The sequence below is a fragment of the uncultured Flavobacterium sp. genome (genome assembly GCF_951805225.1).
In the GTDB taxonomy this organism is placed as follows: Bacteria; Bacteroidota; Bacteroidia; order Flavobacteriales; family Flavobacteriaceae; genus Flavobacterium.
The window spans coordinates 825,173-847,452 of sequence record NZ_OX638201.1; the positions used below are offsets into that span (position 1 = coordinate 825,173).

Annotated in this window: 20 protein-coding genes; 14 read left to right on the forward strand and 6 right to left on the reverse strand. The window is 33.2% G+C overall.

The genetic code is table 11. The features are described 5' to 3' along the window. Positions 1-113 precede the first annotated feature (113 nt). The 6 genes from WN975_RS03625 (at position 114) to WN975_RS03650 (ending at position 5,044) form a co-directional block, all read left to right on the forward strand. On the forward strand, positions 114-1,388 hold the full coding sequence (locus tag WN975_RS03625) for a hypothetical protein (protein ID WP_337965257.1): 1,275 nt from the start codon (positions 114-116) through the stop codon (positions 1,386-1,388). Positions 1,389-1,453: 65 nt separating this feature from the next. Further along, positions 1,454-1,975: a GNAT family N-acetyltransferase gene (locus WN975_RS03630; protein WP_337965258.1), complete on the forward strand. Its 522-nt coding sequence runs from the start codon at positions 1,454-1,456 to the stop codon at positions 1,973-1,975. Between the two features lie 637 nt (positions 1,976-2,612). Further along, positions 2,613-2,852, forward strand: coding sequence for a Rho termination factor (locus tag WN975_RS03635; RefSeq protein WP_337965259.1), 240 nt, complete (start codon positions 2,613-2,615; stop codon positions 2,850-2,852). Positions 2,853-2,948: 96 nt separating this feature from the next. Continuing rightward, positions 2,949-4,034, forward strand: a complete 1,086-nt coding sequence (locus WN975_RS03640; protein WP_337965260.1) for a DNA topoisomerase IB — start codon at positions 2,949-2,951, stop codon at positions 4,032-4,034. A 109-nt stretch (positions 4,035-4,143) separates the two neighbouring features. Further along, complete coding sequence (locus WN975_RS03645) at positions 4,144-4,305, forward strand: DUF1328 family protein (RefSeq protein WP_082421327.1); 162 nt, start codon at positions 4,144-4,146, stop codon at positions 4,303-4,305. Between the two features lie 91 nt (positions 4,306-4,396). After that, positions 4,397-5,044, forward strand: a complete 648-nt coding sequence (locus tag WN975_RS03650) for a hypothetical protein (protein ID WP_337965261.1) — start codon at positions 4,397-4,399, stop codon at positions 5,042-5,044. A 440-nt stretch (positions 5,045-5,484) separates the two neighbouring features. Here WN975_RS03650 and WN975_RS03655 read toward each other — a convergent pair whose 3' ends face one another. After that, positions 5,485-5,988, reverse strand: coding sequence for a hypothetical protein (locus WN975_RS03655; protein ID WP_337965262.1), 504 nt, complete (start codon positions 5,986-5,988; stop codon positions 5,485-5,487). Between the two features lie 186 nt (positions 5,989-6,174). Continuing rightward, on the reverse strand, positions 6,175-6,489 hold the full coding sequence (locus WN975_RS03660; protein WP_337965263.1) for a hypothetical protein: 315 nt from the start codon (positions 6,487-6,489) through the stop codon (positions 6,175-6,177). Between the two features lie 190 nt (positions 6,490-6,679). Here WN975_RS03660 and WN975_RS03665 point away from each other — a divergent pair, with 190 nt between their 5' ends. From WN975_RS03665 to WN975_RS03675, 3 genes are all read left to right on the forward strand, one after another. After that, on the forward strand, positions 6,680-7,252 hold the full coding sequence (locus WN975_RS03665; protein WP_337965264.1) for a ferritin-like domain-containing protein: 573 nt from the start codon (positions 6,680-6,682) through the stop codon (positions 7,250-7,252). 67 nt (positions 7,253-7,319) lie between these two features. Continuing rightward, a complete protein-coding gene (locus WN975_RS03670) occupies positions 7,320-8,051 on the forward strand; it encodes an endonuclease (RefSeq protein WP_337965265.1) in 732 nt (243 codons plus the stop codon). Further along, entirely contained in the window at positions 8,048-8,761 is a 714-nt protein-coding gene (locus WN975_RS03675; RefSeq protein WP_337965266.1) for a DUF72 domain-containing protein, read from the forward strand. The genes WN975_RS03670 and WN975_RS03675 overlap by 4 nt, the downstream gene beginning before the upstream one ends. 124 nt (positions 8,762-8,885) lie before the next feature. Here WN975_RS03675 and WN975_RS03680 read toward each other — a convergent pair whose 3' ends face one another. Beyond that, positions 8,886-9,392, reverse strand: coding sequence for a pyridoxamine 5'-phosphate oxidase family protein (locus WN975_RS03680; RefSeq protein ID WP_337965267.1), 507 nt, complete (start codon positions 9,390-9,392; stop codon positions 8,886-8,888). A gap of 249 nt (positions 9,393-9,641) precedes the next feature. Here WN975_RS03680 and WN975_RS03685 point away from each other — a divergent pair, with 249 nt between their 5' ends. Continuing rightward, positions 9,642-10,073, forward strand: coding sequence for a response regulator (locus tag WN975_RS03685; RefSeq protein WP_337965268.1), 432 nt, complete (start codon positions 9,642-9,644; stop codon positions 10,071-10,073). Positions 10,074-10,387: 314 nt separating this feature from the next. On the opposite strand, the gene WN975_RS03690 is transcribed toward WN975_RS03685, so the two are convergent. Then, positions 10,388-13,597, reverse strand: a complete 3,210-nt coding sequence (locus tag WN975_RS03690; protein WP_337965269.1) for a PAS domain-containing protein — start codon at positions 13,595-13,597, stop codon at positions 10,388-10,390. A 203-nt stretch (positions 13,598-13,800) separates the two neighbouring features. On the opposite strand from WN975_RS03690, the gene WN975_RS03695 reads away from it, so the two are divergent. Next, complete coding sequence (locus WN975_RS03695) at positions 13,801-14,139, forward strand: hypothetical protein (protein WP_337965270.1); 339 nt, start codon at positions 13,801-13,803, stop codon at positions 14,137-14,139. Between the two features lie 440 nt (positions 14,140-14,579). Continuing rightward, positions 14,580-15,410, forward strand: coding sequence for a hypothetical protein (locus WN975_RS03700; RefSeq protein ID WP_337965271.1), 831 nt, complete (start codon positions 14,580-14,582; stop codon positions 15,408-15,410). Positions 15,411-15,663: 253 nt separating this feature from the next. On the opposite strand, the gene WN975_RS03705 is transcribed toward WN975_RS03700, so the two are convergent. Together WN975_RS03705 and WN975_RS03710 are read right to left on the reverse strand one after the other, a co-directional pair. Then, the gene (locus WN975_RS03705; protein ID WP_337965272.1) at positions 15,664-15,924 is read right to left on the reverse strand and encodes a SemiSWEET transporter; all 261 of its coding nucleotides are present in this window, start codon (positions 15,922-15,924) and stop codon (positions 15,664-15,666) included. A gap of 104 nt (positions 15,925-16,028) precedes the next feature. Then, positions 16,029-16,877, reverse strand: coding sequence for an SDR family oxidoreductase (locus tag WN975_RS03710; protein WP_337965273.1), 849 nt, complete (start codon positions 16,875-16,877; stop codon positions 16,029-16,031). A gap of 299 nt (positions 16,878-17,176) precedes the next feature. Here WN975_RS03710 and WN975_RS03715 point away from each other — a divergent pair, with 299 nt between their 5' ends. Together WN975_RS03715 and WN975_RS03720 are read left to right on the forward strand one after the other, a co-directional pair. After that, complete coding sequence (locus WN975_RS03715) at positions 17,177-18,391, forward strand: response regulator (protein WP_337965274.1); 1,215 nt, start codon at positions 17,177-17,179, stop codon at positions 18,389-18,391. Between the two features lie 199 nt (positions 18,392-18,590). After that, positions 18,591-22,160 (forward strand): response regulator, encoded by a 3,570-nt coding sequence (locus WN975_RS03720; RefSeq protein WP_337965275.1) that lies wholly within the window; start codon positions 18,591-18,593, stop codon positions 22,158-22,160. The last annotated feature ends 120 nt before the right edge of the window (positions 22,161-22,280 follow it).

Here is a 22,280-nt window from a genome sequence, read left to right on the forward strand (position 1 = left end):
ATACTTGGAGATGAATTTTTAATTTGTAGTATACTTGTTAAAAAAAATAAAATATGGTTTAAAAATCATACTTATATTTTTCTAATTAAGTAAACGTAAATTATATTATAAGAATGGCAAAAGTAAAGTACAAACCCTCGTGTTTAATGTCGATTCATGGATACTGGTCAAAGGGAGAATGGCAATCAACGTTAAATCAAGCACTTATCGATGCTAATACTTCAGTTATACATAAACCATATAGTTATGGAATGAAAATATTAAAAATTTTTCCTTATCATATTAATAAAGATGTTGTAAAATTTAGAGATTGGTATTTTGAGGAAGTAAAAAAAATGCATCTTAAAATTGATGAACCATTTCATAGGCCAAGTATAATAGCTCACAGCTTAGGAAGTTGGATTTTGGCAAAAGCCCTTTTAACTTATTCGGAATTAAAATTTGACAAAATTTATTTACATGGCTCAATTGTACCGGCAGATTTTGATTGGTTTAAATTAATATTGAGAGGCCAAGTAAATAGTATTATTTGTGAAACTTCAGAAAACGATAGCATAGTTAAATTTGGATATGTTTTTACAGGAAAACTAAAGGCCTGTGGAAAACATGGAATTTATCAAAAATCGTCATTTATTAAGGAAGTGCCTATTTCTGAATATGGACATAGTACTTTTCAGTACAAAGCACATTTTAAAAAGCATACTTTAGACCGCTTATATGAAGTTCCACATCAATTGGAAGTTGTTAATGGTTCAGATACTGATGTAAAAGAAATAAAGAAGATTTTTAAAGAATCTAATGATATAGATCATTCTATTTATTCTGAAGATTATACTGATTCCCCTATAGAATTAGAAACTGTTTTAAATTGGTATCGAATTGAGAAAGATATCTGGTCATTTGTAAAAAATATTTATACAGGTAAGATATTAGCTTATATAAATGCAGTACCAGTTGATGATGAAACATATAGTAAATTCATGAAAGGAGAGTTAAATGAAAATAATTTAAGTCCTAATGATATTTTAATGTTAGATACTGCGAGTAGCTATAATCTTATTGTTCTTTCAATCGCTATAAAAAAGAAGTTAGCAAAAGAAGAGAATACTCTACATAAGGGAAGAATTGTTGAAATACTTTTAATGACAGCAATAACAAAAATTAATGGTTACAATAAAAAAAGCAAGAAAATTAAAAAAATTGGTGCAATTGCTTGGACACCTGAAGGTGAAAAGCTATGTAAAGGTTTTTGTATGACTAAAATTGTAAGTGCTAATATGGATTATCCACGGTATGAGATAAATTTAAAAAAGATTAACCGTAAACTTCTTTCTGAAGCAAATTTTATGTCTAAGTGGTGGTTTAGAAAAAAACTAAAAGTAGCTTAATTTAATTGATTCTTATATAAAAGACATTGAAAATGTCTATATTAGTTACTTAAATGATCTTCGTAATGAATACATCAAATGCAATCATAAAAGCAGCAACACTTGCAGATTTACCTGGAATTGTAAAACTTCAGAAAGAGAATCAAATCGCTCAAGGCGGAAGTTTATCGGCAGAACTTACACCGGAACAAATTCGGGAAATGATGAGCGATATGCCACAAATTGTTGCAATTGATGATGATGAGGTTGTTGGATTTCTATTGACGACTTCGCAAGAGGTGAATAAAAAACGAAATTTAGCGATTGTAGATGCAATGTTTACTTCGTATAAAGCTAATCCGGATTCGTATATTTATGGTCCTGTTTGTGTAAGCAATACACAACGCGGAAAAGGTTTGGCGCAACTAATGTTTAAAGAGCTTTTGCAGAAAGAACCCAATCGTGAAGGGGTATTATTCATAAAAGGCGATAATGAAGCTTCTTTGAGAGCGCATGAAAAAATGGGAATTAAAAAAGTAAGTAGCTTTAAATTTAATAATGCTGATTTTGACGTTTTTGCTTATTTGTTTCCTTCACACGAAAGCTGATTCAGAATCAAAAATTGGGAGCCAAAAATAATTTGTTCCATCGGAAAATTTCTTTGGTAGTAAAAGAAATTTATTATGAGAAATATCGTTCCATAATTCAATGTCATTAAGTTAAGGGGAAATCTACAAAATTACTTAATAGTTTAATCCGGAAAGTAATTAGAAAAATCCGTTTTTATCAGCGTTTTCGCTTTAGCGAATCAGTAAAATCAGTGTCTAATTTTGACGCGGATAAAACTGATTTACTTCGTAAAAACGCAGATAAAAACGGATTTTATTTCTAAAAACTTAACTTAATGACATTGCCAATAGGGACGTTTGACAAATTGCGTATGTAATCCAATGTGTTTTATCATTATTGTTTATAAAACCAAACGTTCCTATGGAACGTAAAAAGATATCTTACTTTATTTGATTACCAATGAAATGTTCCTATGGAACAAAAGACAAAAACTTATTCTTATACAGAAATCCTAATTCTTGCCGAATTGGGATTTTTTTTTGTTTGAATTTTAAAAAGATGATAGAGAGTTAATTATGAAAAATATTACAGAAATTCTATAACGAGTTGCACTTATTTATAAACGAATTTTGGAATACCATATTTACAGAATTATTAATCACAAAATTTCAAGTCATGCCAGATCCAAGAATTAAAAATGAAGAACAATATCGAGCACTTTTAGAAAAAGGATACAGCAAAGAAAAATCGGCTCGAATTGCCAATACGCCAGATGCTGGTGTAAAAGGCGGACATGCAAAACCATATAATGAATGGACAAAAGCCGAATTGTATCAGCAAGCAAGACGAGTTGGTATTCCGGGACGTTCGTATATGTCTAAGAAGAATCTAATTAATTCTTTACGAAATAATTAAAAATTAGAATATGCCACAGATAAAACAGAGGAATTGAATATCGGAAATAATCTTTTAAATCTAATTAATCTGTGGCAATTAAATAAATCCAGCGCCATGAATGCAGCAGCCAAAACCGAAAAACTAATGAATCAGCTAATCAAAACGCCACATTTGGTGATTGATAAATTGGATTTAGTGTATATAAACAATCAAAAGTTACCAATTGAACGTTGCGAAGGCGAGGACGGTTTTGTGTATAAAAAGAACGGACGCTGTATTAAACAAAAAAGCGAATTGAAACGCTTTAGCAGTTTGGTACTTCCGCCGGCTTGGGTAAATGTTCAGATTTCGGATTTGCCAAACGGTCATTTACAAGCCGTTGGTTTAGATGATAAAAACAGAAAACAATACAGATATCATCCGAAATGGAATTTGATCAGAAATCAGACTAAATTCTATAAAATAGCAGAATTTGGAACCAAATTGCCTTTAATCAGAAAACAAGTCGACGAAGATTTAGAACAAAAAGAATGGTCGAAAGAAAAAGTAATCGCTTTGGTGATTCGGCTAATGGAAGAAACGCATATCAGAATCGGAAACGAGAAATATGCCAAAGACAATAAATCATATGGACTTTCTACTTTAAGAAAACGTCACATTAATATCAATAAAAACTCTCTGAAATTTGAATTCATCGGAAAAAAAGGAAAGAAACACACAATCACAACCCGAAATAAACAATTGGTAAAGTTGGTGAGTCGTTGTGAGGAAATTCCGGGTTGGGAAGTTTTTAAATATTATGATAAAAACGGAGAAAGAAAGGTTTTGGACAGTCATATGGTCAATGAATATCTTCATGAAATTTCGGGAGAATATTTTAGCGCCAAAGATTTTAGAACCTGGGCAGCATCGATTGTGTTTTTTGAAACTTTAATGGAAATTGGAATTACGTCTGACGAAAAAGAAATCAAAAAGAACATCTTGTCTGCTTTTGATACCACGGCCGAAGCTTTGGGAAATACCAGAAATGTATGCCGCAATTATTACGTTCATCCGTTATTGGTTTCGACTTATGAAGACGGTTCGATTCAGAAATATTTTGATCGCGCCAAAAAATGCCGAAGCAATAAATCTAATTTTTCGCATAGCGAAATTGCCTTTTCAGAACTTATACAGAACTATCAAATCAATTTGGCTTAAAAGAGATTTAATAGCGCTAAAAATAGAATGTTTTGAGTTAATGCATCTCTTTAAAAAGCATGAAATTTGAGTAACAAACAAAATCATTATCAACTAAAATCACAAGCTTATGTTACGTTATACAGTTATCTTTATTATTCTTGCTATCATAGCCGGAATATTTGGTTTTGGCGGAATTGCCGCTGGAGCAGCAAGTATTGCTAAAGTTTTATTCTTCATTTTCTTAGTTTTATTCATTATATCACTAATTAGCGGAAGAAAAAGCATTTAGTCTCAGACAAATAAAATAAAAGTAAAAAAACGGCACATATATCTCGGTAAATGTGTCGTTTGCATTTTCAAAAAAAATAAAAAATAATATTATGGGAACAAAGAGCGGTGCTTACCAGGATGTTTACATCAAAAGAGACGATGAAATGGTAAGCTTAAAAAACGATGTAACGGATTTCTGCGAAAAATACTTAAAACCTGTACATCCACAAAACTGGGATTGGTCGACGCGTGATTTCGAAAATCCTAAAAATGATCCAACAATTGCAGAAGCAAGAGCAATTGCAAACGTGGTTTATAAGGATTTGAACGATAAAAAAGAAACTGACGTTGATTTGTCTACAATGAATAATGTCGAGTCAATCAAGGCTTATTTAAATCCGAAAAGCAAATATGAAGCTTTTAACATGGAGGAATTTGCTTTTGCATTGAAAGTAGAACTCGAACACGGAAAAATTAAAGACGTCAACGTAACCAACAATCATCCGTTTTTGACCGCTATGATTGCACTCGCACATATGACCGAAAGTCTCACATACTACAAAAGATTAAAAGTAATGGAAGCCGAAGGTGAAATTTATGAAATCATGCGCAAAATCGAAAATTCAAAAACCGGAAAAGAAGAGTGGTACAAAGAATTAGGCAAAGCCGAAACAGAATTAGCCGAAGCCAGAATTGGACTAGTAGAACGCCTGGAAAAAATGGATGATATACCGGTTCTGGAAATTATTGGGGATTAGGAGGAGAGGAAAGAGGCAAGATGAAAGATGAAAGATGCAAGATTATAGAATTTAGAGAATAGATTATAGAAAATAGACTAAAGTTTATAAGAGCTGAGGTAATAAAATTTCTTGTTCCTTCGGAGCTATATCACACAATTTTGTCATTTCGACGGAGGAGAAATCTTCGCTAGAAACTCTACAAAGATTGGCGATTTTACTTATCGATCTACTTGCGAAGATTTCTCGTTCCTCGAAATGACAAGATCACTCATAGAAATAAAAGATTTCCGCATAAAAAAACCGTTAAGTAATTAACGGTTTTTTTTAACGCAACAAAGTTTCAAAGTAATAATAATTCAAAGTTTTTAAAGATTATTCTTTATTACTCCTTCAATCTTCAGTCTATTTTCTGTAATCTTGACTCTTGCATCTTGCATCTTGCATCTTTCATCTTGCATCTATTCTCTATAATCTATTTTCTCAGCTTTCTCAGCGTCTCCTTCCTCCTGAACATCATCTTCAATATATTCTTCTTCCTCTTCATCGTCCTGGTCGAGGTCTTCGAGATCATCCTCAGTTTCGTTAAAATCATCTTCTAGAACATCTGACGGATTATCAAATTCATCGTTAACCTCGTCGGCGATGTTGTTGCCGCTTAAATCCAGTTTTTCCAGATATAAATCGTCACTGTCGTGTTTTAGATCTTTTTCGGAATGAAAATCATCGTCTAAATCCTCTTCGTCTGCAATTTGATCAGGATTTGGTTTATTTGGGTTGTGACCATTTCTAATTGTATAACCTCGCTCAGCGATTTCTCGGGTATCGTCATCGCTTTCTTTCATGTCATCGATATCATATAGCTCTTCGTTCATAAGAGTGCTTCTATCGGCCTTATTTTGATTCTGATTTCTAGGATCTTTATTTCCTTTAATCGTGCTGTATTTATTATCTGTAGTATTCATGATATTTAGTTTTAATGTTACATATACAAATCTAATACTGAAACAGGAAGATTGCATTATAGAATTATAAACTCTAATTGTATAATTAACAGATGATTAATTGTTGAAGATGAGTTTTCTACATAAAAAAAGACCGTTAATACATAACAGTCTTTTTAGTGTATTTATAGTACTAATTCAAAAATACTAATTGTCATTTCTTTCTAAATCATCGTCATCAAAATGATCTTCGTCTTCGATATGTTCTTCCTCGTCAAAATCGTTTGGTTCAGGAAGATTGTTGTCATCTTGCTCCGTTTTTTCGATAAAATCATCTTCATCTATAACTCGTTCCTCATTCGGAATATTTTCGTTTCTCGTAATACTATCTTTTTTCAGAAGATTATCAATCGCATTATCAATAAGAATTGCAGTATCTACGTCTAAATGCCCTTTTTGATATTGTTTATGAAAAAAAAGTATCGCTTCCTGATAAATAGTATCTGTAGTATGTGATTTCATTTTAGTATGTTTTTTTAATTTTCAACAATACAAATCTATCTTACAAAACAAAAAAAAGTCTTACAGAATTCTAAAATGTCGTTGTATAATATACAGGTGTTTAGAATGCAATTTTAGTTTATAATGATATAACTAGTCTGATAATCAAGTGGGTAATTTTATCAAATATTAATCATCTAAAATTATTACCATGAAAACTACTGATAGTAAAAAAGCAACTACTTCGAAACAAGAAGTAAAAAAAGGAGCAACAAAACCAAAATCAGATGCAGCATCCGGATTAACCGAATTATTCGAAAATGGATTAAAAGACATCTATTGGGCCGAAAAAGCGCTAACGAAGGCAATCCCTACAATGACCAAAAATGCGACGTCAGCGGACTTAATAGAGGCTTTAAACGCTCACTTGACCGAAACCGAAGAACATGTCATTCGATTAGAGAAAGTTTTTGAACTTATTGATCAAAAACCAACCGCAAAAAAATGCGATGCAATGGCAGGTTTAATCGAAGAAGGCAAGGGGATTATTGAAGAAACTGAAATTGGGGTTGTACGTGATGCAGGTATTATCGCAGCAGCACAAAAAATCGAACATTACGAAATCGCTACTTACGGAACTTTAAGACAATTTGCAGAAACATTAGGCTGGGCCGAAGTTGCCACTTTGTTAGAACAAACGCTTGAAGAAGAAAAAGGCGCCGACAAAAAATTGACCATTATTGCCGTAGACGCAGTAAATCTTGAAGCTGCAGAAGCAGATTAATTACAGAATAACAACTAAGAAAGTGCGACTTTAAGTGGCACTTTTTTAGTTTATAAAAGAAAATATTATGCCAGAAGGTCCGTCAATAGTGATTTTAAAAGAAGAAGTGCAGCAATTTACCGGACAGAAAGTGATTTCGGTTTCCGGAAATAGCAGCATTGATATACAAAGGCTTAGCGGTAAAACGATTCTCGAGTTTAAAACCTGGGGAAAGCATTTTTTAATATGTTTCGAAGGTTTTACAGTCAAAATTCATATGCTCATGTTTGGCACTTATCGCGTTAACGAGCGCAAGGAAACTGAGCCAAGACTCGGTATGGTTTTTAAGAACGGAGAACTTAACTTTTATACCTGTTCAATCAAAATCCTTGAAGGTGATATTAACGCACTTTATGATTGGGAAGAAGATGTGATGAACGAAAATTGGAGCCCTGAAAAAGCAAAACAAAGTCTGGATAAAATCTCGAATGAGATGATTTGTGATGCCGTTTTAGATCAGAACATTTTTGCAGGAGTAGGGAATATTATCAAAAATGAAGTTTTGTATCGTTGTAGAATTCATCCCGAATCTTTGGTTGGTAAAATTCCAAAGAAAGATTTAAAGCAAATTATTGAGGAATGTTCGATTTATAGTTTTGAATTTTTGCATTGGAAGAAAAACCACGAATTGAAAAAACATTGGTTGGCTTATACAAAAACAACTTGTTTAAGATGTAATCTTCCGATGAAAAAAGAGCATACGGGAAGGAGAAATCGCAGAAGTTTTTTCTGTACTAACTGTCAAAAATTACATTTATGAAAAATGAAGTTTTAATAGGATGTTCAAGTTACAATAATCGGTTTTGGAAGGGAATTTTCTATCCTGACAATTTGTCTGGTTCAGGGTTCTTTGAGTTTTATTGCCAGTACTTTAGCACGTATGAGTTCAACGGAAGCTTTTATAGGTTTCCAACGGTAAAAATATTTGAAAACTGGTACAAAAAGACACCGGAAAATTTTATTTTTTCGGTAAAAGCACCAAAAGAAATCACTCATATTAGAAAATTTACAGATTGTGAAACGCTAATTTCTGACTTTTATAAAGTTTGTAAAACAGGCTTAAAAGAGAAATTAGGATGTGTTTTATTTCAGCTTCCGCCGAGTTATCACTTTAGTTCTGAAAAACTCCATCAGATTATTGGCAATTTGGACTTAAAATTCAAAAATGTAGTCGAATTTCGCCATGAAAGTTGGTGGAATCAAGAAGTTTGGGATGCTTTTTTGAAGCATAATATCACGTTTTGCAGCGTAAGTCACCCGCAATTACCAGATACAATTTTTAAAGATTTTCCGTTGATTTATATTAGACTTCACGGAAAACCAAAGATGTTTTACTCGAGTTATTCACTTGAAGAATTACTTTATATAAAGAATGAAACTAATTTAAAATCAGCGTTTATATATTTTAATAATACCGCAAGTGAAGCAGGAATTCTGAATGCTTTGGAGTTGCAGAAAATGATGAGGTAAAAAAAAATAACCGCAAAGTTCGCAAAGAAAAAAACGCAAAGAACACAAAAAAATTAAACCTTGTGACCTTTGCGTTTTTTTCTTTGCGAACTTTGCGGTTAAACAATTCTTCGCAATTAAGCTCTTAACTCTGCAATTTCAAGTTTCCTTCAATTCCGTCGTCCATGGTTTTACCGCTTACTAAAGCGATTGCCATTTTTGCAATTGCGGTCATTTTCCCATTTTTATTATTCCAATAATAACCGTCTTCCGGAACTACTTTGATAACACTTAAGTTTGGATCGTCTTCACCGCCAGGCATCCAGACTTTAACAATTGGATCCCATAATTCTTTGATTGTTTCGCGATCGTACGAAATACTTGCCGTTCCGTGTAGCGTCAGGAATTTGTCGTGTGGCTCAGAGAAGAAAATCTCAACCTGAGGATTCAGCGTGATTTCGGCGTTGTGACTGCTGTTTCGGTCTGATAGAAACCAAAGCTGTCCCAAATCATCAATTTTCTGAACAGACATTGGACGTGATAGCAATCTGTAATCATTGTAAGTGCAAAACATACATGTTTTTATATTTGCTGCCAGATCTTTTATTTTATCTACAGCAAACTCATTCGTAAGGTCTTTATGATCTCCCATGACTTTATAATTTTTAGTTAGTTATTCGTTTAAAATTAATTTCTTAAATAACTCATCTTTTGAGTTATAGAATAGTTAGCTTCATTTAAAACTTAAGAATGGTAAAGTTGGGGTATTTATATTTTTTTTGGTTATAGAATTTGCTTTAAAACTTACTATATTTCAATTTAAATTTCTTACATCCCGAATTAAAACAGAATATTATAGTTATATTTGGAGAATATTTCAACCCCATTTATACAATACCATATGACTGAATTAACTATTTTTTACACCGATGATGATGAAGACGATTTGAGCATTTTTTCAGATGCCGTCGAATCATTACCAAAAAAAATAAAGCTTCAGACTTATACTGGGGGAGAAAAGCTATTGAATGCAATTTACAATCCGCCGCCAACGCCTCACGTTGTCTTTCTGGATTTGAATATGCCGGGTAAAAATGGTTTTGATGTCTTGACCGAACTTAAAAATTCTGAAGAAAAAAATGAGATTCCGGTTATTATTTTCTCTACTTCAAATGAGCCAAGTATAATTGAAAAGTGCCGAAATCTAGGCGCAAGTTACTTCATCACAAAACCTATTTTGATGAAAGATATCGTAAAATCTATCGAACACGCAATTGAAATCGATTGGGATAAATTCGATCCAGGCGAAAAAGACTTCGTTTATAAGTCGTAAACGAATAATTATAAAAACACAAAGTTCGCAAAGCTAAATCAACACAAAGCTTTGCGAACTTTGTGTTTTTAAAAATACTAATTAGATAAAAATCTTAGCGTGCTTTGCGTTTAAAATGATTATTCAATACAAAATATTTTATGTTTCTCTACAGGTTTTTGTACTGATCCGAAGTAAGGTTTTTATTTATCTAAAACACACAATAACAGCTATGTGAAAGAATTTGATTCTTTAAAGTTATTCTTTTTCGAACATAAAAACCTATGTTTCTATGTGTTTAAATAAATTTTACAAATTGCTTTTGAATAAATAAACTACTGTAATTCAGGAATGTATATATCAAAAGTGGCACCTTTGTCTTTTTCGCCATTTGCAGTTATAATTCCTTTATGATTTTCAACGATTTTCTTAACGATAGCAAGACCAATTCCAGTTCCTGCAAACTCAGTTTCAGTGTTTAAACGTTGAAAAACCTCAAAGATGCGTTCCTTGTATTCTTGATCAAAGCCAATTCCGTTATCAGAAATTTTTAGATGATAATAAATCTTATCCGGAAAATCAACAGGCTGTTTTAGGTTATTTCCTTTGATTCTCTCCGCTTTAATCTCTATAACTGGCACAATGTCCTTTCGGGAGAATTTTAACGCATTACCGATCAAATTATGTAATAATTGTCTAAATTGAAACGGAATTACAGTTACTTCACCCAAAGGCTGAAAATTGATTTGAGCATTTTTTTCTTCAATGCGTTCTGAAAAATCGCTTGTAATTTCCTCAGCAATATCATCAAGATTAACGGTCACAAAAACTCTTTCTGCCGAATTTGTTCTTGAATACGTTAACAAATCCTGAATCAAAGTTTGCATTCTTTTTGCTGCAAATTCTATTCGGCTTAAGTAAGTTTTGGCATTCGCCGAAATATTTTGCTCGTCTAAATCCGCCAATCTACTGGCAAAAGTCTGAATTTTTCGAAGTGGTTCCTGCAAATCATGACTCGAGATATAAGCAAAAGACTGAAGTTCAATATTCATATTGATCAAATCTCTGTTTTTAATTTCAAGCTGTTCCGTTCGTTCATGAACTTCTTTTTCCAATCGATTGGTAAAATCCTTTTGATCTTGAATATCAGTACTTGTACCAACCCACATCTGAATCTTTCCTTCTGAATCTTTCTGAGCAATGGCGCGACTTAATTGCCACCTGTATGCACCATCAAAACGACGAAAACGATGTTCTAGCAAAAAGTCATTTCCGGATTTTATAGATTCCATCCACGTATTTACGTTCTCTTCGCGATCATCAGGATGAATAATTTGCAGCCAGCCATGTTTGTCAATATCGTCTTTGTCTAAACCTGAAAAGCTGTAAACAGATTGGTTAAAGTAATTCAGATTTCCCAAAGCATCGCTTGTCCAGACAAATTGTGGCATAGAATCGGCCAAAAGCCTGAATTTTTGCTCACTTTTCATTAAAATTTCCTGACCTTCTTTTTCATCAGTAATATCCATTACGGTTCCAATCATTTTGATAGGATCTTTATTTTCATCAAAAAATATTTTACCATGCGCCCTAATCCACGCGATAGAATCGTCAGGTTTGATAATACGGCATTCGTATTTGTAAATACTTGATTTAAGCGCTCTTGTGTAAGCTTTTTCTAAAATAGGAAGATCCTCTGGATATACTTGGCTTAAAATCTGCGGACGCGTTACTTTTACACCTTTCTCCAAACCAAAAATAGTCGGTAGATTCTCAGAATATATTAATTTCTGATTTGGAACACTCAAATCCCAAGTTGCGATTTCGGCAATTTCGGCTGCGAGACGAGCTCTTTGTTCTGCATTTTCTACCTTTTTACGCGCTTTGACTTTATCTGTAACATCATTTACGGTAACCATAATGCCAGATATTTTGCCTTCTTTTTCAAACAATGGTGTGTATTGATAATCAAGATAAAATTTTTGAAGTTTTCCTTTGATATCAACATAAGCAATCGCTTCTTTTTCTTTGACAATTTTTCCTTTATACAAAACTTCATCAAGAAGTTCTGGATATTTTTGTCCTTGCAATTCCGGGAAAACTTCAAGTAATGGTATACCAATAGCTTCATTTTCCTTCTTCTGCCAGATGGTTTTCATCATCGTATTATTGGCCAATTCAATCGTGTGATCTTTGCCTCTAAAAATCGCCATCGCAATAGGAGAGTCCATTACAAGTTTTCTAAAAGCAGTTTCACTTTCTGTCAGGAGATATTTTGCTTTTACAGCTTCTGTGACTTCATGCGACACAATTATAACGCCGGATATGCTGCCGTCTTCTTCCCTTAACGGATGAAAAACAAGATTAAAATAACAATTTTCCTGTCGTCCATAACGGTTTAAAGTAACTAATAATTCATCAGTATAATATGGAATTCCATCCTGATAAACCTTTGATAGCAATGGATAAACAGTATCTTTGGCTTCAGGAACAGAAGTAAAAACGGGTTTGTCCAAAACCTCTTCTTCGGTTTTATCTACAATTTGCAAGTATGTTGCATTAGCCATTTCAACAACTAAATCAGCGCCTCTAAGAATCGCAATTCCTAACGGAAGCTGTTTTACAGTATCTTTAAATCGTTTTTCACTTTCTTCAACTGCATTGCGGGAAATCACCTGAAGCGTGACATCATTTGCAATTGCCACAATTCCCGAAATCGTTCCGTCCGGTTCTTTTAAAGCTTCATAAACTACATTGATAAACGTATTTACGATTTTGCCTTTTCGGGTTAATTTTACAGGAAGTTCGTACGCCATGAATTTCTCGCCGGTTGTATAAACGTTTTCCAGAATATCTTCCAAACCTTGACCTGTGACTTCTGGTAAGGCTTCAAAAACGGGTTTATTAATTACGTCGTCTATTTTGCGTTCCCAGATTTCAAGCATTAATTCATTGGCAATTTCGATAACATAATCTTTTCCTCTAAAAATGCACATCGCATTTGGCGTCTGAAGAATGTTGTTTCGATAACGTTCATTACTATCTTCTAGCTTTTTTAGAATATTTACTTTATCCGTCGTTTCGTTGCAAATTACAAGTACGCCGCCAATTTTTCCTTCATCATTACTAACCGGACTATAACTGAAAGTCCAGTAAACATCTTCCATTTTTCCGTTTCGATATATGGGTAAAAGTAGGTCTTCATGCCACGTAGCTTCACCTTGAGTGAGAACCTGATCGATCAAAGGTTTTATAAAATCCCAGATTTCAGACCAGAATTCGGCACCTTTTTGACCCAAAATTGCAGGATGTTTTCCGTCGTTTCCAAGACTTGGACGATATGCATCATTATAAAAACAAATATGATCCGGTCCCCAAAATAAAAACATCGGAAATTTTGAGTTCAAAAGAATTCCCATAGTTGTACGCAAGCTTTGCGGCCAGGAATCAACACTTCCAACCGGAGTTTTACTCCAATCTTTTGCACGTGTTAATGCGCCCATTTCGCCTCCGTTTGCCAGGAAATCTTGATTTTTTGTACTCATTCTAAGGTTATATTTTGGTATTGATAAGCTATTCTAACTTTCTAAGGAATTAGAGAATTGTTAAAATTAGTAAAATATCTTAATGATTTCCAGTCAATTTTTGAATGAGCTAATAATTAAATCTATTGAGTTAATTTTATTTGGATTCAATCCTGAAATTTGAATAAACAATAGATTCAGGAAATCTTAAACGGAATAAAATCATGAAAAGAGAGCAAAAACACGAAACCGACTATATAAAAAAGTACCAAGACGAAGGCTATACAACTAACTATTTATTTGCAGATGGATCGCTTTTAGATTCCGAAACTAAATATGCTTATCAGCCTGACGAAATATATATCGTGGCGCATCATCGATATGAAGGTATGAGTGATCCGGATGATATGTCGATTTTATATGTCATCGAAACGAAAGATCAAAAAAAAGGAACGCATTTATTAGGATACGGACCAACAGCAGATCTTGAAGAAGCCGAATTTTTTAAAGATATCCCAAAAGCGAATTACGCTAAAAACGCCGATATCAACGAACTTACATAAAATAAAATAGAGAAGTATTTTTTATTTTGCTGGGGAGCAGTTGTTTCAGATTTATCTGAAGCAGCTGCTTTTTTTTGGGGAGGTTCTTAGGTTCTGAGTTGCTAAGGTTCTAAGGTAAAAATGTGTCAATTAGATAATTAGTCAATTAGATAATTTACTGAATGCTTAAATTTTGATTCTTCGCATTAGCAGGTTTTACATTTCACAATTCACAATTCATCACATTTCACAATTATCTAATTATCTAATTGGCACATTATCAAATTACCTAATTGACACATTATCTCATTAGTAATAATAATTATGAAATATCTCTCTGAAATTGTATAAGGGTTTGATTTGCAATAAGTACGAAATTTGACTTATAGAAATGCAATAAAAACCAAAGTTGTTTTTTGTACGTAAATAAGTACTAACCACTTTATTTAAACTGAACCAAAATGAAAAAACTTTACTTAAATACAGGAGGATTTGACGCTATTTTTAACGATCTTAAAGATAGTTTCAATGGTGAATTGACTACCAATAACAATGAATATAATTTGGCTATTAAGTCGAAATGGGCAAAAGGAACAATTACAGGCGTTTGTTTTGAAAACAGAATGTCGCATTTGACTTTTGATCTTATATTTAATTGTGATGTAAATTTAAGTATAGAATCTTTTCAGTCTGCGCCGATATTTTTTGCGCATTGCGAAAAAGGAAATCTGACACATAGTTTTGGTATAAATGGAGAGAAAAAGAGTCTTTCAAAGAATCAAACCGGTATTTTGAATAATACTTCATTGGTAAACAGTCTTTTGTCTTTTGAGAGTCACAAACATATTCAGTTTTCATTGATTGGAGTTCCAACAGAAAATTTAGGAGCAGAGGAGAACCAGGAATTAATCACTGATTTGAAAAAAAGGTTTACAAATGAAACCGGAAACTATATTTATGTAGCTTCTGAAAGTTTTAAAGTTGCCGAAAAATGGCAAGAATTAAAAACGCTTCCGCAACAAGGAATCGTTAGAAATTTAGTCAAAAAACTGATTCTCAAAGAAATTGTAGACTTAGAGATAGCCCAACATAGTTATAATTACTTAAAAACGTTTGATCAAATTTTAAATTTGGCAATCAAACCAATAAACGAAATCAGAAGAATATCAAATATGAATCTTACAGAAGTAATTTATACTGCGGGATTAGCTAGCCGAAACTATTTGCCTCGTATTTTCAAAGAAAAATACCATTTATCTTATAAGCCATTCAATCAAAAATTAGTTAGCTAACAAGCATTAAATACACTTCTTTATTTCGAAAAAAACAGCTTTTACGGGCTGTTTTTTTTTATTTGCTGTAAACGCGAAATTAGCACGCGGATGACACGGATTCGCTAAAGCGAAGACGCGGATTTAAAACGGATTTTTTTCTTTTTTTTGCGCGTAGACCTTTGTCAAAGTTTTAAACTTTGGCAAAGATAGAAGACTTAGTTTCTTAGCGACTTAGTACCTCAGAACCTTAGAATCTAAAAACCTTTCTCGCTCACTCTTTTTCGTAGTAAATAATAAAATAAATCATAATCAAATTCAAGAATAGAGAAACGCTGTTTGTGATTATTATTGGCAAGTCATTTTTTAAAAAGCCATAGATTATCCATATCAAGATTCCGAAAGTCAGAATTCCGAATGTTTTGAGCGAAATCTCCTTTACCTTCTTGGTTTTCCAGACTTTTAAAATCTGAGGAATAACTGAGATGGTAACGCAAGTTCCTGCAAAAAGACCGATGATATCTATGAAGTTCATTTTTTTTAAGGCACTAAGGTTTTTAGATTCTGAGGTTCTAAGGTTTTTTAGTCACAGTCGCAAAACAACCTGAAACCTGAAACCTGAAATTTGAAACAAAAAAATCATCCACTCACCAATTCTCCGCCATTTATATGTATAAATTGTCCGGTGATATAACTACTGTCTTCGCACGCGAGAAACACATAAGCTGGAGCAACTTCTGAAGGTTGACCGGCTCTTTCCATAGGATTGTTTTTTCCGAAATCTGCTAAATTATCGAAAGTAGCAACAATCAAAGGTGTCCATATTGGCCCGGGAGCAACGCCATTTACACGTATTTGCCTTTTGACTAACATTGTAGATAATGATTTTGTAAAACTCACAATCGCGCCTTTTGTACTTGCATAATCAGCCAGATGTTCGCTGCCACGATACGCTGTGACCGAACTTGTATTGATAATAGTATCGCCTTCTTTTAGAAAAGCCAATGCAGCTTTTGTAATATAGAAATAGGGATAAATATTGGTTTCGAACGTTTTATGTAGTTGTGCAGCGGTTATTTTTTCGATTTCGTTTTGCGGAAATTGTATCGCCGCATTATTCACCAGAATATTTAATTTTTTAAAGAAAGAATGGCAGGTTTTCACAGCACTTTTACAGAATTTCTCGTCTTTTAAATCGCCGCTTATTAGCAAACATTGCTGACCTTCTTTTTCTATAAGTTCCTTTGTTTTCAAGGCATCTTTGTCTTCTTTTAGATAAACAATCGCAATATTAGCACCTTCTCTTGCAAAATGTACAGCAATACTTCGGCCAATTCCGCTGTCACCGCCAGTTATAAAAGCAACTTTTCCCAGAAGTTTTCCGCTTCCAACGTAGTTTTCTCTAATAATTTCGGGTTCGGGATTCATTTTATATTCATGACCCGGAAGTTCTTGTTTTTGTTCTGGGAATGTCTTTATTTTTTTCATGATATTAAATTTTAGCGAATAATCTAATTCTAAGGTAGATAAAGGTTCCGAGAGATATTGACTGATATAAATTAAAGATTATCGCAATAAAATTGAATGTATAAAATAGACTCAAACATGGGAATTATGTAACGATTTTTATTCTGAATAAAAATGGGCTAAAATTATTTTTCCTAAATTTGAGGGTTTATCCGACGTTATTTAAAAATAGGATCAGCTGTTTTTAAATGACATTTTCAAGGAATAATTTCCGAAAAAACAATAATTTTAACCCTAATGCTTTATTACCCCACAACAGCATGGTATTAATCGTAGATGATATAAAGGCAAATATTATTGCCTTAAAAAAAACGTTAGAACTGCATAATATCGATGTAGACACTGCCGAGTCGGGTGAAGAAGCCCTGAAGAAAATCCTCAAAACAAACTATTGCTTAATCATAATGGATGTTCAGATGCCTGGACTTGATGGTTTTGAGGTTGTAAAAATTCTGTCTGGCAACAAACGAACAAAAGATATTCCGGTTATATTTCTTTCGGCGCTTAATATCGAAAAGAAATACATCTTCAAGGGATATGAAACCGGTGCGGTCGAATACATTACAAAGCCTGTAGATACTGATTTGCTGATGTTGAAAGTAAAGACATTCATTAAGATTTACGAACAGCAAAACGAATTAAAAGGCATAAAAGACCTTCTTTCTAAAGAAATCAAAATTAGAAAAGAAGCTCAGGATAATCTCGAAATCAAAATCGCTGAAAGAACCAAAGAACTGGTTTTGAAAAACGAAGAATTAGAGATGAAAAATCATGAACTACAACAATTTTCCTGGGTAGTTTCGCATGATTTGAATGAACCAATCCGAAAAATTCAAATCTTTATAAAAATAATCAAAGAACTTTATCTTGCCGATGACGCAAAAGCGGTTGATTATGTTGACCGAACGATTAAATCTGCGGAAAGAATGCAGACTTTAATTACTGATCTTTTGGCATATTCGAGATTATCATCGCAGGTAAAACCTGAAGTTACGGACCTGAATGTTGTTTTGCAGGAAGTACTTTCGGATTTTGATTATTTGATCGAAAGAAAAAATGCTACGATAAAAACCAGCGAATTGCCTACAATAGATAGTATTCCGAGTCAATTGAGGCAGGTTTTTCAGAATTTGATTGGAAATGCTCTGAAATTCTCCGGAAACGCTGAACATCCGTTGATCGAAATTACTTCTGAATTGATTTCAAATAAATCATTTGACAGTCCAACTTCCCCGGAAGGGAAATTTTGCCGAATCATAGTAAAAGATAACGGAATTGGTTTTGATGAAATTTATCTGGATCGAATATTTATCATTTTCCAGAGTTTAAACGATCGTCAATCTTATGAAGGAACGGGAATTGGTCTGGCTATAGCCAAAAAAATAATCGAAAAACATAACGGATTAATCACAGCAAAAAGTCAAATAGGAAAGGGCGCAAGCTTTATTATAATATTGCCTTTGAAATATGAATAAATAAAAGGAAGCCCACGGATGAAACAGATTAAACGGATTTACACAGATTTTTTTTAAATCATCGTAATCTCTGGCGAAAAAACATACAGGATTTGACAATTTCAAAACAACACAAAGTGTAAAACTTGAAACTTGAAACAAAGAAAACCTGAAACAAAATACCAAAAAAAACAAGAAAACACCTGAAACAAAAAAATATATGAAGAGTAATTTTAAAAGGAATTTATTAATAAGCTCCTCCGTTTCCTTACTGGTTTTGATGATCAGTTCTACGGCTTCTTTTTTGAGCATTAAAAGCTTATTAAGCAGTAATTTTTGGGTAAACCATACTCAGGAAGTGATTTATAACCTGAACGAAGGTTCGGCGATTATTACTGAGGCTCAAACAAGTATGCGTGGTTATTTAATAACCGGAGATGAGCAATTTGTAGAAAGATACAATGATGCTGAAATAAAATCTAACGGTTATTTTGAAAAAGTAACAGAGCTTACTGTTGATAATGAATCGCAGCAAAAGGAGCTTAAAGAGCTAAAAGAACTTCGTGCCAGTTTCTTTAAATACCTGAATAATCAAATCGTCAAAAAGCGATTGGGCAAGAACAACGTTGTGTTTGATCTCAATGAAGGGCGAAATATGATGAATGATTTGCGTGCGAATATTAGAAGAATTGAAAGCACAGAACAAAGCCTTTTAAAAGAAAGAAACGAAAATTCTGAGCGTTACGGAACGTATAGTATTGTTTTGATTATTGTTGCTTTTATTATTGCGTTTTTGATTTCGATTGTTTTTTTAATTCGCATTTTAAAAGATTTTAATGAACGTGCTTTACTTCAAAGTGAATTGGAGAAAAAAGATCGCGAAACGGAAGAAAGAATCGAAGTAATTAGCAGTATTGCAAGTAATATTTCGACTGGAAACTATGACATTCGCGTAGACGATACTAAATCTGATGCTTTGGGAAGCGTTGGTGAATCACTGAATAATATGGGAGTTTCGTTAAAAAGCTCTTTCGATTTATTATCTCAAAAAGAATGGCTTCAAACTGGTATTGCCAGTCTAAATAAAGTAATGTTGGGCGATAAAACGCTGCAAATACTATCAAAAGATGTTATTGAATTTGTTTGTCAATATACCAATAGCAGCGCGGGAGTTTTGTATATTCTTGAAGATAACGAGCTTTTTGTTTCGGGCGGATATAGTTATATTCCAAGCAAAAACAGAGAACGTATTCGAAAAGGCGAAGGATTAATTGGTCAGGCGATTACTTCCGGAAAAATATTAGAATTAAAGACTTTATCTCCGGATGATATTCAGATAAATTATGCTTTAGGACAAATAAAACCAACTCATATTGTGGCAATTCCGTTAATAGATAACAGAAGTGAAGGCGCACTTGAATTGGCTAGTATTTATGGTTTTTCGGAGTTGCATTTGGAGTTTTTAAAAATGGTTTCGAACAATATCGGAATCGCGATTAAATCGACTCAAAACAGAAAAAGAGTGATGGAATTGTTAGAAGAAACCAAAGCTCAATCTGAGGAACTTCAGCAACAACATAGCGAATTGGAAGCTATTAACGCCGAATTGGAAGCACAAACGGAGAAACTTCAGGCTTCTGAAGAAGAACTTAGAGTGCAACAAGAAGAGTTGGAGCAAACGAATGAAGAATTATCTGAAAGAAGTGTTTTATTGGAAGAAAAAAACAATGAAATTCAGAAGAAATCAGAAGCTTTGGAACTTACGACACGTTACAAATCAGAGTTTTTGGCGAATATGTCTCATGAATTAAGAACGCCTTTGAATTCGATTTTGCTTTTGAGCCGTTTGCTTTCTGAAAATAATAACAAAAGCATGGTTGCTGAGGAAATTGAATTTGCAAAAGTGATTCAGAGTTCCGGAAACAGTTTATTGGGCTTAATTGATGAAATTTTGGATTTATCTAAAATTGAAGCAGGAAAAATGGAGCTTGAATTCCTTGACGTTTCTACAAAAGAAATCACTGATAATTTGTGGAATTTGTTCAATCTAGTGGCAAAAGAGAAAGGAATTACATTCGAAATTATTTCTAAAGACGCACCAATTGTTATTAAAACAGACAAAATGCGTTTGGAACAAATTTTGAAAAACCTGATTTCGAACGCAATTAAATTCACAGAAAAAGGTACGGTAAGTTTAGAAATTAAAATCAATACTGACGACGATAAAATCATTTGCTTTATTGTAAAAGATACTGGAATCGGAATTCCGTTAGACAAACAACCTTTGGTTTTCGAAGCTTTTCAACAAGCTGACGGTTCTACAAAACGTAAATATGGCGGAACTGGTTTAGGATTATCAATCAGTAGAGAATTGGCAAAACTGCTTAGAGGAGAAATTATTCTGCACAGTAAAGTCAAAGAAGGAAGTACGTTTACATTGTGTCTTCCGGTGTTTGGATCTGCGATTACTAAAATTAATGTCGATAAAATTCCTCCAACAGAATTTACTGAAGTTGAAGCTGAAGAAAAACCTACGACTAAAAATAAGTATTTAAGCGCTACGATTCCTGATGAAATCGAAGACGACAGAGATTCTATTAAAGCAGGTGATAAAGTTATTTTGATTGTTGAAGATGATATCAATTTCGCAAAATCACTTTTGGCTTTCACCAGAAAAAAAGGTTATAAAGGCGTTGTTTCCGTGCGAGGCGATTATGCTTTGAATTTTACATTGCTTTATAGACCTGTTGGCGTTCTATTGGATATCGAATTACCAATAAAAAGCGGTTGGGAAGTTCTGGAAGAATTAAAAAATCATGTCGAAACCAAGCATATTCCGGTTCATATTATGTCTTCGCATAAATTGAAACAGGAAAGTTTGCTAAAAGGCGCCGTAGATTTCTTAGACAAACCGGTTGCTTTTGACAAAATTCCGGATGTGTTTTTGAGAATCGAACATATTATAAATAAAGAAGCTCAAAAGGTTTTGATTATCGAAGATAATCCAAAACATGCAAAAGCATTGGCTTTTTTCTTAGAAACTTATAATATTAATTCGGAGATAAAAAGCGAGGTTTCTCAAGGTTTAGAAGCTTTAAATAAAACCGAAATTGATTGTGTAATTCTCGATATGGGAATTCCGGATAAACACGCTTATGAGATTTTGGAAGGTGTGAAGAAAAGCCCTGGATTAGAGAATCTTCCGGTAATTGTGTTTACAGGAAAAAGTTTATCGCTGAAAGAAGAGGTGAAAATTAAGAAATATGCGGATTCTATTATCGTAAAAACGGCGCATTCGTACCAAAGAATGCTTGACGAAGTTTCGCTTTTCCTTCATTTAGTCGAAGATAAAAAAGACGTAAAAGACAAAAAGGAAAGTTATAAAAAGCTAAATTTACTGAACAATATTCTACACGAGAAAAAAGTCTTGATTGTAGACGACGATGTTCGTAATATTTATTCGCTGACAAAAGCATTAGAAGTTTTTAAAATGAATGTTATCACGGCTTTTGATGGTAAAGAAGCGATTAAAATATTGGCTGAACATCCTGATACTGATGTTGTTTTGCTTGATATGATGATGCCAAATATGGACGGTTATGAAACGGCAGAAAAAATAAGAACGATGCCTAAATTCTTAAACCTGCCTGTAATTGCTGTTACGGCAAAAGCGATGACGGGAGATCGAGAAAAATGCATTAAAGCTGGAGCTTCAGATTATATTACAAAACCTGTTGATATTGATCAGTTGCTGTCGTTATTGCGAGTTTGGCTTTATGATAAGATTTAAGAGAGTTTTATTTGTAGAGGAAAGATTATACAAGCAAGAAGCAAGATTATAGAAACAAGATTATAGAAGGAAGAATTTTGTTGTGAATTGCACAAATTGATTATTTAATTTCTTTATTTG

Excerpts from the sequence above, each read along its gene's own strand:
- WN975_RS03625 (WP_337965257.1), top strand. The coding sequence starts at position 114 with ATGGCAAAAGTAAAGTACAAACCCTCGTGTTTAATGTCGATTCATGGA.
- WN975_RS03630 (WP_337965258.1), top strand. The coding sequence starts at position 1,454 with ATGAATACATCAAATGCAATCATAAAAGCAGCAACACTTGCAGATTTA.
- WN975_RS03635 (WP_337965259.1), top strand. The coding sequence starts at position 2,613 with ATGCCAGATCCAAGAATTAAAAATGAAGAACAATATCGAGCACTTTTA.
- WN975_RS03640 (WP_337965260.1), top strand. The coding sequence starts at position 2,949 with ATGAATGCAGCAGCCAAAACCGAAAAACTAATGAATCAGCTAATCAAA.
- WN975_RS03645 (WP_082421327.1), top strand. The coding sequence starts at position 4,144 with ATGTTACGTTATACAGTTATCTTTATTATTCTTGCTATCATAGCCGGA.
- WN975_RS03650 (WP_337965261.1), top strand. The coding sequence starts at position 4,397 with ATGGGAACAAAGAGCGGTGCTTACCAGGATGTTTACATCAAAAGAGAC.
- WN975_RS03655 (WP_337965262.1), bottom strand. The coding sequence starts at position 5,988 with ATGAATACTACAGATAATAAATACAGCACGATTAAAGGAAATAAAGAT.
- WN975_RS03660 (WP_337965263.1), bottom strand. The coding sequence starts at position 6,489 with ATGAAATCACATACTACAGATACTATTTATCAGGAAGCGATACTTTTT.
- WN975_RS03665 (WP_337965264.1), top strand. The coding sequence starts at position 6,680 with ATGAAAACTACTGATAGTAAAAAAGCAACTACTTCGAAACAAGAAGTA.
- WN975_RS03670 (WP_337965265.1), top strand. The coding sequence starts at position 7,320 with ATGCCAGAAGGTCCGTCAATAGTGATTTTAAAAGAAGAAGTGCAGCAA.
- WN975_RS03675 (WP_337965266.1), top strand. The coding sequence starts at position 8,048 with ATGAAAAATGAAGTTTTAATAGGATGTTCAAGTTACAATAATCGGTTT.
- WN975_RS03680 (WP_337965267.1), bottom strand. The coding sequence starts at position 9,392 with ATGGGAGATCATAAAGACCTTACGAATGAGTTTGCTGTAGATAAAATA.
- WN975_RS03685 (WP_337965268.1), top strand. The coding sequence starts at position 9,642 with ATGACTGAATTAACTATTTTTTACACCGATGATGATGAAGACGATTTG.
- WN975_RS03690 (WP_337965269.1), bottom strand. The coding sequence starts at position 13,597 with ATGAGTACAAAAAATCAAGATTTCCTGGCAAACGGAGGCGAAATGGGC.
- WN975_RS03695 (WP_337965270.1), top strand. The coding sequence starts at position 13,801 with ATGAAAAGAGAGCAAAAACACGAAACCGACTATATAAAAAAGTACCAA.
- WN975_RS03700 (WP_337965271.1), top strand. The coding sequence starts at position 14,580 with ATGAAAAAACTTTACTTAAATACAGGAGGATTTGACGCTATTTTTAAC.
- WN975_RS03705 (WP_337965272.1), bottom strand. The coding sequence starts at position 15,924 with ATGAACTTCATAGATATCATCGGTCTTTTTGCAGGAACTTGCGTTACC.
- WN975_RS03710 (WP_337965273.1), bottom strand. The coding sequence starts at position 16,877 with ATGAAAAAAATAAAGACATTCCCAGAACAAAAACAAGAACTTCCGGGT.
- WN975_RS03715 (WP_337965274.1), top strand. The coding sequence starts at position 17,177 with ATGGTATTAATCGTAGATGATATAAAGGCAAATATTATTGCCTTAAAA.
- WN975_RS03720 (WP_337965275.1), top strand. The coding sequence starts at position 18,591 with ATGAAGAGTAATTTTAAAAGGAATTTATTAATAAGCTCCTCCGTTTCC.